Raw genomic sequence first — 12,401 nt, 5'->3', positions numbered from 1 at the left:
TATATGAAGGTGAAGTCCACCAGTTCGTTGATTTGACGGAGCATATTGTCCTTTGGCACGACGATGTCATACAGTGCCGCGTAAGGACTCAGAACCAAAGTTTGTTGTTGCCGAATCATCTACTCTCACCTGCTTTTCGTAATGCCTTAATTATACAGCAAAAAAGGTACAGACCCCTCAATTTTCTTGAAGGACTGTACCTTTTTTGCATGAAAGGACTTTTTCAGTGGCCTCCCGATAAGGAGGCGCGTCTTTTATTATTTCGTTTCGCCGCCGCAAGCCGGTTATGTCGTCGTGTCGACATCGAGAATATCCAGCAGGAAGACGAAGATGGGAATGCCGAGAATCAGTCCCCAAATGCCCATGTAATGCTCCGAGAAAATGAGCACGATGAAGGTGTAGAACATCGGCAGATTCATTTTGGAAGACATCAGCTTCGGATTCAGCAGGTAGCCCTCCAGCGCATGCAGCACGGCGATCATGGCGATGACGTAGATGACCATCATCCAGCCGCCGAGGTTGTAGCCGATAATGCACAGCGGAACGAGCGAGACGACGAAGCCGACGACAGGAACGAGGCTGAGCAGGAAGATCATGATACCTAGCGCGAACAAGTACGGGAAGCCGAGAACCCACAAGCCGATCACCGTAAATACCGTATTGCATAGGGCGATCAGCAGCTGCGCTTCGATGACTTTGCCGAACGATAAAACAAATTTTTTGCCGAAGTATTCCAGCTCGGTATAGAGCCAGGCGATCTTGCTGTCCTTCAACCTTGACGTGAACGAAGTGATGCGGGGCTTCTCGAGAATAAACACCAGGCTCAGGATGATCGACATGAGAAAGGTCGTGCCCCAGTTGCTGATGCGCAGCACGTATTCGAAGCCGTGCTTCATATAGGATTGCAAATCGAGATCTCGCAGCGTTTTGTAGATATACTTGGAAAATTCATCATCGGGGACGGGAAGACTCGTGAGCGCAACCAAATTATCCTTCAACTGTTTGATTTGCACGAGCACCTTCGGAAAATAGTTGATAATGCCCAGCACGACGGTAGTCACGAGAGCGGCGTATAGCAGAATGATAATGACCTTGCTGTTCACGACGACGAATTTGCTTATTTTTTTCGTTAGCGCCTGTTGAAGACGGTTCATGACATAAGCAATTAAAAACGTTAATAAAACCAGGTTGAGCATGTCCTTTATACTGAACAGCAGCAAACAGATAATGGCAAGGATGAAAAATCGCCTTACCGTCAAGTTTGTAAAAAATAGCTTAAGTCGTTCCATGCGTTCATCTCCAATTCGGGCAACGGGGTATGTTGTCGTCTATTCTTAGTTTACAGTAAGGAAAACAGTATTCGCAACGGTGTACTTGGTACGAAAGTACCTTGTGTCGAACGGAGCGGCGAATTTTTTTGTATGATCGCCCGAATGACGATGCTTTTGGGAAAGAAATGTGATGTTTTGTCGTTATAGCTTATATACGAAACAAACGGCTTTACGATGCAAGACCTTGGAGATCGGGAGGTGATCTTCCGGCCTGAACATGAATGCGGCGCGGTCTGGTTACACTATCATCGATTCCGTAGGGAGGGAGGGGTGACCGTGTCCAGAGACAATGCGAACAATAACGGCAAAAAGCAGCAGCCCGGCAACAATCAGGATTCCGAGGTGGCCGAATCCAAAAGGAAGAAATAGAAGCGCCGCGCAAGCGGAAGGAGGCTAGCCGGCGGACGGCTGGCTTCTTTTTTGGATTTTGGGCGGACAACGGCATATAATGGGAAGAGATGACAATCGATTTGGAGGGATGGCACATGAGTCTGGTTCCGACACAAGAGCAGTTGGATAAATATGCGGCGTTAGCCGTCAGGATGGGCGTCAACGTACAGGAAGGGCAGACGATTGTCCTCACGGCGCCGATCGCCGCGGCGGATCTGGTGCGGCGCATTGCGGCGAAGGCGTATGAAGCCGGCGCCAAAAACGTGCATGTCGATTGGGTCGACGAGGAGCTTACGCTCATTAAATATAAGCTCGCTCCGATGGAAGCATTCAGCGAATATCCGATGTGGCGGGCTCAAGGGATGGAAGAGATGGCCGAGGGCGGCGCGGCGTTTCTGCAAATTTACGCGCCGAATCCCGATCTGCTGACAGGCGTCGAATCGGCGCGCATCGCGACGGCTACGAAGACAAGCGCCACAGCTTTGAACAAATACCGCAGCTACCTGATGTCGCATAAGAACGCCTGGTCGCTGATCTCCTACGCTACGCCGGAGTGGGCGGCCAAAGTGTTCCCGGGCATTCCCGCGGCGTCGGCGGTGGAGAAGCTGTGGGAGCGTATCCTGGACGCGACTCGCGTCGATAAGGATGATCCGGTCGCGGCGTGGAAGGAGCATAACGCGAAGCTGGCGCAAACGGTTGAGGTGCTTAATGGTAAACGGTATAAACAATTGCAATATGAAGCGCCGGGCACGAATTTGACGATTGATCTGCCGGAGGCGCATGTGTGGCTCGGCGGGGCGAAGGAAAACGCCAAAGGCATCCTGTTCAATCCGAACATGCCGACGGAGGAAGTGTTCACCATGCCGCGCAAGGACGGCGTGAACGGCACGGTCCGCAGCACGAAGCCGCTCAATTACGGAGGCCAGCTGATCGACGGCTTCTCCCTGACGTTCAAGGACGGCAAGGTGGTCGAGTTCACGGCGGAGCAAGGGTATGAAGCGCTGGAGCGGCTGCTGAATACGGACGACGGCGCGCGGTCGCTCGGCGAAGTGGCGCTGGTTCCCCACGATTCGCCGATTTCGAACGCGAACGTAATCTTCTACAACACGCTGTACGACGAGAATGCATCCTGCCATCTTGCGCTCGGCCAGGCGTACCAGGTCAACCTGGAGGGTGGCACCGAGATGACGGACGAGGATCTTGCCCGGCACGGCGTCAATAAAAGCTTAATTCACGTAGATTTTATGATCGGTTCCGCGGATATGAACATCGACGGAGTCACCGCGGACGGGAAGCGCGAGGCGATCTTCAGAAATGGCAACTGGGCCATCTGAACCCGCGGCACGAGAAGCCCGCGATCAGGCTAAGGAATACCGAAAAAAGCCGGAAGCATTCACTGGAGGTGAACGTCTTCCGGCTTTTGGTCTTTTGTAAGCTTCTGCTGCATTTACAACGGCGGGTTCGTATGGCATTTGCGGCATACCGGGTAGTACGCGTCGTTGCCGCCGATCTGAATCTGCTCTCCGGTAAACACCGGCTTGCCGGACTCATCCACTCTCAGGTTCATAGTCGCTTTGCGCTCGCAAAACCAGCAGATCGTCTTCATCTCTTCGATTTTATCCGCATACAGCAGCATATAACGGCTGCCCTCGAACAGCTCATTTTGAAAATCGTTTTTGAGCCCAAACCCCATCACGGGGATCTTCAGCTCGTCCACGATACGGGTGAGCTGCAAAATTTGCTCCTTGTTCAGAAACTGCACTTCGTCTACCAGCACGCATGAGATCCGGTTCGTCTGCTGCCGGACGATGCTGATCATGTCGGTGTCGTCGTGGATTGGAATCGCTTCGCGCCGAAGGCCGATCCGCGAGGATACGAAACCGACCTCATCGCGGTTATCCAAGCCGGAAGTAAAGATGAGCACGGCTTTGTCCTGCTCTTCGTAGTTGTGCGCGACCTTCAATATTTCAATCGATTTGCCGCTGTTCATCGCTCCATAACGAAAATATAATTGCGCCAAAATATACACCTTCGTTCGTCGTTGTTCGCATAACGAACAATATCATAGCATAAGATTCAGGGTTGGCACAATCGAACGAGCCCTGCCCATCGGCGTCTTGGAACGGAGAAAGGATACGCCAGCGGTGTCAGCAAACCTGTCAATATATCAGAAAAGTCGAAATATTTTAAATTGCCATAAATTAAATCGGATGTTAATATAAAACATATTTACCTTCGCAGATCCCCTTACACTCAATGTTAGGTATTGTCGCTCTTGCTGTGCTGTATTTTTAATTAAATTCCAAAATTTAGCAAGGAAAGGTTGCGCTGCATGAACAAATATGGACTGCCCGTCAAACAGGGTCTCTATGATCCGCAATTTGAGCATGACGCTTGCGGCATCGGTTTCGTTGCCCACATCAAGGGAAAGCCATCGCATGACATTGTTTTGCAAGCGCTTACCGTACTGTGCAATCTGGATCACCGCGGCGGTCAGGGAGAGCACAATACCGGGGATGGAGCGGGCATTTTGCTGCAGCTCCCTCACAGCTATTTTGCCAAAGTATGCGATGCCGAAGGCATTCGATTGCCGGAGCCCGGCCGGTACGGCGTCGGCATGCTGTTCCTTCCGCAGGACACGGAAGCGCGGATTGCCTGTGAGCGGCTGGTCGAGGAGAAGGTGCGCGAGACGGGGCAGCGGTTTCTCGGCTGGAGAACCGTGCCGACGAATAACGCGAAGCTTGGGCAATCCGCCCGGTTGGCGGAGCCGGTCGTGCGTCAAGTATTCATCGGCGCTGCCGACGACGTGCAGGGCGAGCTTGCGTTCGAGCGCAAGCTGTACGTCATCCGCAAGCTGGCGGAGAACGGAACCAAGGCGATCGAGGATGCGGGGATGTTTTTCTTCTCCAGTCTGTCGAGCCGGACGATCGTCTACAAGGGCATGCTGACGCCGGAGCAAGTCGACGATTACTATACGGAGTTGAAAGATCCGGACCTCGAATCGGCGATTGCGCTCGTCCATTCCCGGTTCAGCACGAATACGTTCCCGAGCTGGGAGCGGGCGCATCCGTACCGCTATTTGATCCATAACGGCGAGATCAACACGCTGCGGGGCAACGTGAACTGGATGCATGCGCGCCAGGCGATGTGCCGGACGGACTTGTTCGGGGACGACTTCCAGAGCATCCTGCCGATCATCGATACCGACGGCTCGGACTCGCAAATGTTCGACAACTGTCTGGAGTTTCTGATGCTGTCCGGGCGCTCCTTGCCGCACGCGGCAATGATGATGATTCCAGAGCCATGGTCTAAGCACGAGACAATGAGCGATAAAAAGAAAGCGTTTTACGAATACCACAGCTGTCTGATGGAGCCGTGGGACGGTCCGGCCGCGATTTCCTTCACGGACGGCAAATCGGTCGGAGCGGTGCTGGACCGCAACGGCTTGCGTCCGGCGCGCTATTACGTAACGCAGGACGACTTGATCGTGCTGGCATCGGAAGCGGGCGTGCTGAACATTCCGCCGGAGCGCATTGTCTCCAAGCAGCGTCTTCAGCCGGGACGCATGCTGCTCGTCGACACGGCGGAAGGGCGGATCGTCGCGGACGAGGAGATCAAGGAGCGGATCGCGGGCGAGCAGCCGTACCGCGAGTGGCTTAGCGAGCATCTGATCTCGCTCGGCGAGCTGCCGGATGCCCCGGAAGTGCCGGAAGGCGACGAGGACACGGTGCTGCAGCGGCAGCAGGCGTTCGGGTACACGTTCGAGAACTTGCGGAAGGTCATTGACCCGATGGCCCGCACCGGCGTCGACCCGATCGGCTCGATGGGCTTCGACGCGCCGCTGGCGGTGCTGTCGGATCGTCCGCAGCTGTTGTACAGCTATTTCAAGCAATTGTTCGCGCAGGTGACGAACCCGCCGCTCGACGCGAATTTCGAGGAGATCATTACGGCGCAGGGCACGACGCTCGGCCCGGAAGGGAACCTGCTCGACCCGAAGCCGGAGAGCTGCCGTCACATCCGGATCGAGACGCCGATTCTGACGAACGCGGATCTGGCCAAGCTGCGCCATATCGAGCGGGAAGGCTTCAAGGCCGTTACGCTGCCGATCGTGTTCCGCGCAGCGGAAGGAACGGACGGCCTCGAACGGGCGATGGACGCGCTGTATGCCGCTGCCGACCGGGCGATTGCGGACGGAGCGACGCTGATCATCTTGTCCGACCGAGGCGTTGACGCGGCGCATGCCGCCATCCCCGCGCTGCTGGCTGTCTCCGGCCTGCACCATCATCTCATCCGCGAAGGCACGCGAACGAAGATCGGGCTGCTGCTCGAATCCGGCGAGCCGCGCGAGGTGCATCATTTCGCCCTGCTGCTCGGTTACGGCGCCGGCGCGATCAACCCGTATTTGGCGATGGAAACGATTGAAGATATGATTCGGCGTAAGCAGCTCAAAGACATCACCTATGAGAAAGCGCTTTACAATTACGTAAAGGCAGCTACCAAAGGTGTTGTGAAGGTGCTTGCAAAGATGGGCATTTCTACGATCCAGTCGTACCGGGGCGCGCAAATTTTCGAAGCGGTCGGCCTCGATGCTTCGCTGGTCGACAAATATTTTACATGGACGTATACGCCGGTCGGCGGAATCAAGCTGGATGCGATCGCTCGGGAAGCACTGCTTCGCCATGAGCGGGCGTATTCGGAGCAGGAAGGCCGCGACCGGGTGCTCGATGCCGGCGGCGAGCTGCAGTGGCGGCGCAGCGGCGAGGAGCATCTGTACAACCCGGAGACGATTCATGCGCTGCAGGCTGCGGTTCGCACGAACAATTACGGCATGTACCAAAGCTTCGTCAAGCTGATCCATCAGGAGAACGAGCGGTTTATGACGCTCCGCTCGCTGTTCTCGTTCCGCTCCGGCCGCGCACCCGTTCCGATCGAAGAGGTCGAGCCGGTGGAGTCGATCGTAAGGCGCTTCAAGACGGGCGCGATGTCGTACGGCTCCATTTCGAAGGAAGCGCATGAGAGCCTCGCGATCGCGATGAACCGGATCGGCGGCAAGAGCAACACCGGCGAAGGCGGCGAGCATCACGAGCGCTTCCGGCCGGATGCGAACGGCGATTTGCGCCGCAGCGCGATCAAGCAGGTGGCGTCCGGCCGCTTCGGGGTCACGAGCAACTACTTGGTGAATGCGGACGAGATTCAGATCAAGATGGCGCAAGGCGCCAAGCCGGGCGAAGGCGGGCAGCTGCCGGGCTCGAAGGTGTATCCATGGGTAGCCGAGGTGCGCGGCGTGACGCCGGGCGTCGGACTCATTTCGCCGCCACCGCATCACGACATTTATTCGATTGAGGATTTGGCGGAGCTGATCCACGATCTGAAGAACGCCAACCCGCGGGCGCGCATCAGCGTTAAGCTCGTATCCGAAGTCGGCGTCGGCACGATCGCCGCCGGCGTGGCCAAAGGCAAGGCCGACGTCGTGCTGATCAGCGGCTATGACGGCGGCACGGGCGCGTCGCCGCAAACGTCGATCCGCCACGCGGGATTGCCGTGGGAGCTTGGTCTGGCGGAGACACACCAGACGCTCGTGCTGAACAACCTGCGCAGCCGCATCGCCGTCGAAACCGACGGCAAGCTGATGACCGGCCGCGACGTGGTCGTCGCCGCGCTGCTCGGCGCGGAGGAATTCGGCTTCGCGACGACGCCGCTCATCGCGCTCGGCTGTATTATGATGCGCGTCTGCCATCTGGACACATGTCCGGTCGGCGTGGCGACGCAAAATCCGGAGCTGCGCAAAAAATTTACCGGCGATCCGCAGCATGTCGTGCATTTCATGCACTTCGTCGCGCAAAATACGCGGGAGGTGATGGCGGAGCTCGGATTCCGCACCGTGGAAGAGATGATCGGGCATACCGAGGTTCTCGAAACGAAAGAAGCGGTCAAGCATTGGAAAGCGAAGGGCATCGACCTGTCGGCGCTGCTGTATCAGCCGGAGGTCGGCGACGAGGTGGGGCGTTACTGCTCTATTCCGCAGGACCACGATCTGAACCGTTCGCTCGATATGACCGAGCTGATGGACATTTGCCGGCCGGCGATCGACAACAAGGAGAAGGTTGGCGCCGTCCTGCCGATTCGTAACGTCAATCGCGTCGTCGGCACGATCGTCGGCAGCGAAGTGACGCGCAAGTACGGCCTCGAGGGGCTGCCGCACGAAACGATTCGACTGCACTTCAACGGCTCGGCGGGGCAGAGCTTCGGAGCATTCGTGCCGAAAGGGATGACGCTTTCACTGGAAGGCGATGCGAACGATTACTTCGGCAAAGGGCTCTCCGGCGGCAAGCTCGCCGTATTCCCGCCGGAGAAGGCCGCCTATGCCGCCGAAGACAACATCATTATCGGCAATGTCGCGTTCTACGGCGCCACCGATGGCGAAGCGTACATTCGCGGCATTGCCGGCGAACGGTTCTGCGTGCGGAACTCCGGCGTCCGGGCGGTCGTCGAGGGTGTCGGCGACCACGGCTGCGAATATATGACCGGCGGACGCGTCGTCGTCCTCGGCCCGACGGGCCGCAACTTTGCGGCGGGCATGTCCGGAGGCATCGCCTACGTGTTCGACGAGCACGGAACGTTCCAGTCGCAGTGCAACAAAGAGATGGTGCTGCTCGAAGCGGTGGAGGAAGTATACGAGGCCGCGGAGCTGAAAAATATGATTCAGCACCATGTCTCCTACACCGGAAGCGCCGTGGCCCAGCGCATATTGCAGAACTGGGAAGCGGCTTTGTGGAAATTCGTCAAAGTGATTCCGAAGGACTACAAGCGCATGTTCGAGGCGATCGAGCGCGTGAAGCGATCCGGCCTCAGTCAGCAGGAAGCGATGCTCGTCGCCTTCGAGGAAAACATGAAAGACGTCTCCCGCGTAAGCGGAAACTAAACCGACGGATGTTGATGATGTGTTCAACCTTGAGTCTGGAGGAACCAATCGATGGGTAAACCAACCGGTTTTTTGGAATACGGGCGCGAAGTTCCGGTCGAGAACAACCCGCTGCTGCGCATAGCGAATTGGAAGGAATTCAGTACGCCGCTGCCGGGGGAGAAGCTGCAGCAGCAGGGCGCGCGATGTATGGATTGCGGCATTCCGTTTTGTCATACGGGCAAAGTCATCAGCGGCATGGCGGCCGGGTGTCCCGTCAATAACCTGATCCCCGAATGGAACGATCTCGTCTATCAGGGGCGCTGGCAGGAGGCGCTGGACCGTCTGCACAAGACGAACAACTTCCCCGAGTTTACGGGCCGCGTCTGTCCTGCGCCCTGTGAGGGCTCCTGTACGGTCGGCTTGAACGGAGCGCCGGTGACGATCAAGAACATCGAGAAGTCGATTATTGACAAGGGCTTTGCCGAAGGCTGGGTGACGCCGCAGCCGCCCGAGGCGCGTACGGGCAAGAAGGTGGCGGTCGTCGGCTCCGGCCCGTCGGGTCTCGCCTGTGCGGCGCAGCTCAATAAAGCCGGACATACGGTAACCGTCTACGAACGGGCGGACCGCGCCGGCGGTCTGCTCATGTACGGCATTCCGAACATGAAGCTCGACAAGAAGTACGTGCAGCGCCGCGTCGATCTGCTCGCCGCGGAAGGCGTTACGTTCGTGACGGGGACGGAAATCGGGAAGGACATTTCCGCCTCCAAGCTCAAGGAGGAGTTCGACGCGATTGTGCTGTGCGGCGGAGCGACCAAGGGGCGCGACTTGAGCATCGAAGGCCGGGAGCTCAAGGGCGTTCACCTGGCGATGGAGTTCCTGTCCAAAAACACGAAGAGTCTGCTCGACTCGGAGCATCGGGACGGGCAGTTCATTTCGGCGGAAGGCAAGGACATCGTCGTCATCGGCGGCGGCGACACGGGTACGGACTGCGTCGGCACCTCGATTCGTCACAAGTGCAAGAGCGTGACGCAATTCGAGATTATGCCGAAGCCGCCGGAAGCGCGCCAGCCGAACAATCCGTGGCCGGAATGGCCGCGCGTCCTCAAGATCGATTACGGGCAAGAGGAAGCGACCGTGCTGCAAGGCGAAGATCCGCGCAAATACTTGATCTCGACCAAGAAATTCGTCGGCGACGAGAACGGGCATGTGAAGGAGCTTCATACGGTGCTGATCGAATGGAAGAAGGATGATCAAGGCCGTTTCGTGCCGGCCGAAGTGCCAGGCAGCGAGCAGGTATACCCGGCGCAGCTCGTGCTGCTTGCCATGGGCTTCATGGGCCCGGAGAACACGGTGCTCGAGCAGCTTGGCGTGGAGAGGGATGAACGGTCCAACGCCAAGGCGGAATACGGCAAGTTCGCGACAAGCGTCGAAGGCGTGTTCAGCGCGGGCGACATGCGGCGCGGGCAAAGTCTCGTCGTCTGGGCGATCCATGAAGGGCGCGAGGCCGCCCGTGAAGTAGACCGGTACTTAATGGGTGCGTCCAATTTGCCGTAACGGCCGGATTGCTCCTTCAGCCGCAATCCTCCTGGCGAAGTAAAATAGGATAAGCGCTGCGTCATTCCAGCCGCATTGGAGGATAAGGACGCCGGTTGATTGCCGTCGTTACGGCATCGACCGGGCCTTTTCCTTCGCTGGGCGGGAAGCTGCATGGCACAAGGCAAGCCAGTCAAAGAAAATGAATTTACCGATTGACAATCATTGTAAACTGGAGTTTAATGGAAGCAGCAGACCGCGTGCGTTTGCAGTCCAAGTGTCATGATATGGCAAATTATGACACCGGTGTCAATAAGTCATCAGGGTGAGAGAGCATGGACAAAAAATATACGATTCGCGATATTGCCGACTTGTCGGGCTTTTCGTTCAAAACGGTTTCGCGCGTCATTAACAACGAGCCGAACGTCAAGCCGGATACCCGGGATAAAATTTTAAAGGTCATCGCCGAAACGAATTTTAAACCGAACGTATTCGCCAAAAACTTAAGCACCAAAACGATGAAGAACATTCTCGTCTCCATTCGCAAAACGTACGGGCAAAACACGACGCAATGGTTCGACATTCTGATGTCATACATGAACCAGGCGGCCCGGAGCCGGCGGTACAGCTTGATTCAGGAAATCATTTACGATGACGTCGATTTGGGGCACTCCATTTTGGAGCAATCCAGCGGTTATATCGATGCGGTCGTGCTCTTTTATTTGCAGGAGCAGGATAAGCGGATCGATCTGGTTCGCAGCAACCGTATCCCGTTTCTATCGTTCGAACGAAACAAGCAGGTGCCCGTCTCCATCAGCAACAATAACAAGAAAGGGATATTGGAGGCGACGCAGTATTTGTTCGGGAGAGGACTGACCCGCATTTGCCTGCTTCTGGGCGCCAGGATCGAAGTGAATCTGGAGAGGGAAGCGGCGATCAAGGACGTTTATTTGAAGAACGGCGTGCCGCTGGAGCAGCTTGAAATCGTCTATGACATGAACAATCTGGAGCGAATCAAGCGATTTGTCGACGGCAAGCTGGCGTCGGGGGATATTCCGCAAGTCTTCTTCGTGTCCGGCGACGAGAAGGCGATTGCCGTCTACCATTCGATTTATGCGCATGGCTTGTCGATTCCAGGCGACGTATCGATCATGGGATTCGATAATATTCCGCTCTCCCCGTACTACTATCCTGCATTGACGACGATGGCGCAAGATTTCGAAAGACTGGCTAACGAAATGTTCAGCGTGATCGACAGACTGCTCGACCAGACGGAGCCGGTCCATTCCATCGAGGTCGATCCGCAGCTGGTCGTTCGCGAAAGCGTCAAATAGAGACATACGGCCGGTCCTGGCGTAAGGCAAGCGGCAAGCGGAGGGCGGTTTCTTCATGCAAGCTGGAGGACGCCGCGCGACGAACCTGCCGAGATCCGAATGGCAATTCTATGTGTAATTAGAAAAATAACGACAAACATGAGGTGTTCCAGATGTCTGAACAATTTACCAAAGCCGTCGGCGAGCAAGCCAAATTCAACGAAGACGGCACGTTCCGCCCGTTTCCGGGCAATACCATCGTATGCAACCTGACGGAAAGCCGCGTGGTCGACGAAATTATACGGGTACAGCAGGCGCATATTTCCGCGCTTTCTTTTGCGCATAAATTCGCGTGGACGCCGCCCGAATCATTTCATATGACCGTGATCGAGCTGCTGTGCCACTATCACCGAAGACCGGCGCTATGGACGTCTCTTCTCGAATTGGATACGCCGATTGAAGAGACCGACCGCTTTTTCGCCAAAGCGTTGGAACCCGTGTCCTTCCCCGGGCATTTCCGGATGAAGGTGGAGGGTCTGCGCAAAACATCGATCGGCGTAAGCCCTCATGACGAGGCGACCCGCCAGCTGCTTCATGCGTTCAGGGAAGAGGTATCCCGTGCGGCGGGCGTTCGGTTCCCGAATCATGATACATACGGCTTTCACATTTCGTTCGGCTATCAGCTGATCCAGCTGACTCCGGAGGAAGAGGCCGAGTTCAAGCAGTTTCAGCAGGATTATTCCAGGCAGCTTGTCGAGAGACTGAGCGTAATCGATATGGAGAAAGTCGATTATACCGTCTTTGAGGATATGACCCGGTTCGTTCCATATGCGCCGGAAGAGCGGGCAGCGCTGCAGCGGCAAGGCCGGTCCGCCTAGTCACAGGAGGGAAGCGGTCGGTCGGATCAGCCGATTTTATTCGACACCGTGT

7 protein-coding genes are annotated in these 12,401 nt (G+C 56.5%); 5 read left to right on the top strand and 2 right to left on the bottom strand.

What is annotated here, in order from left to right:
• Positions 1–284: 284 nt before the first annotated feature.
• Entirely contained in the window at positions 285–1,289 is a 1,005-nt protein-coding gene (locus tag KXG62_RS31175) for an AI-2E family transporter (protein ID WP_218095905.1), read from the bottom strand.
• A gap of 527 nt (positions 1,290–1,816) precedes the next feature.
• Between KXG62_RS31175 and KXG62_RS31170 the strand changes: the two genes are divergently transcribed.
• Entirely contained in the window at positions 1,817–3,055 is a 1,239-nt protein-coding gene (locus tag KXG62_RS31170) for an aminopeptidase (RefSeq protein ID WP_218095904.1), read from the top strand.
• Positions 3,056–3,168: 113 nt separating this feature from the next.
• On the opposite strand, the gene KXG62_RS31165 is transcribed toward KXG62_RS31170, so the two are convergent.
• Positions 3,169–3,741, bottom strand: a complete 573-nt coding sequence (locus KXG62_RS31165) for a thymidine kinase (RefSeq protein ID WP_218095903.1) — start codon at positions 3,739–3,741, stop codon at positions 3,169–3,171.
• A gap of 312 nt (positions 3,742–4,053) precedes the next feature.
• Between KXG62_RS31165 and gltB the strand changes: the two genes are divergently transcribed.
• The 4 genes from gltB to KXG62_RS31145 all read left to right on the top strand — a co-directional run bounded on the left by gltB (position 4,054) and on the right by KXG62_RS31145 (position 12,349).
• Complete coding sequence (gene gltB / locus KXG62_RS31160) at positions 4,054–8,643, top strand: glutamate synthase large subunit (RefSeq protein ID WP_218095902.1); 4,590 nt, start codon at positions 4,054–4,056, stop codon at positions 8,641–8,643.
• 51 nt (positions 8,644–8,694) lie between these two features.
• The gene (locus tag KXG62_RS31155; protein ID WP_218095901.1) at positions 8,695–10,179 is read left to right on the top strand and encodes a glutamate synthase subunit beta; all 1,485 of its coding nucleotides are present in this window, start codon (positions 8,695–8,697) and stop codon (positions 10,177–10,179) included.
• Between the two features lie 314 nt (positions 10,180–10,493).
• Positions 10,494–11,492: a LacI family DNA-binding transcriptional regulator gene (locus KXG62_RS31150; RefSeq protein WP_218095900.1), complete on the top strand. Its 999-nt coding sequence runs from the start codon at positions 10,494–10,496 to the stop codon at positions 11,490–11,492.
• Positions 11,493–11,644: 152 nt separating this feature from the next.
• On the top strand, positions 11,645–12,349 hold the full coding sequence (locus KXG62_RS31145) for a DUF1868 domain-containing protein (RefSeq protein WP_218095899.1): 705 nt from the start codon (positions 11,645–11,647) through the stop codon (positions 12,347–12,349).
• The last annotated feature ends 52 nt before the right edge of the window (positions 12,350–12,401 follow it).

This window comes from Paenibacillus solanacearum (assembly GCF_910593845.1).
Lineage (GTDB): Bacteria > Bacillota > Bacilli > Paenibacillales > NBRC-103111 > Paenibacillus_G > Paenibacillus_G solanacearum.
Note: the sequence above shows the minus strand (reverse complement) of the source record. Positions and strands in the feature narration are given on the sequence as shown.

What these genes read in the sequence shown, in the direction of transcription:
- KXG62_RS31175 (WP_218095905.1), bottom strand. Translation starts at nt 1,289, where the DNA reads ATGGAACGACTTAAGCTATTTTTTACAAACTTGACGGTAAGGCGATTT.
- KXG62_RS31170 (WP_218095904.1), top strand. Translation starts at nt 1,817, where the DNA reads ATGAGTCTGGTTCCGACACAAGAGCAGTTGGATAAATATGCGGCGTTA.
- gltB (WP_218095902.1), top strand. Translation starts at nt 4,054, where the DNA reads ATGAACAAATATGGACTGCCCGTCAAACAGGGTCTCTATGATCCGCAA.
- KXG62_RS31155 (WP_218095901.1), top strand. Translation starts at nt 8,695, where the DNA reads ATGGGTAAACCAACCGGTTTTTTGGAATACGGGCGCGAAGTTCCGGTC.
- KXG62_RS31150 (WP_218095900.1), top strand. Translation starts at nt 10,494, where the DNA reads ATGGACAAAAAATATACGATTCGCGATATTGCCGACTTGTCGGGCTTT.
- KXG62_RS31145 (WP_218095899.1), top strand. Translation starts at nt 11,645, where the DNA reads ATGTCTGAACAATTTACCAAAGCCGTCGGCGAGCAAGCCAAATTCAAC.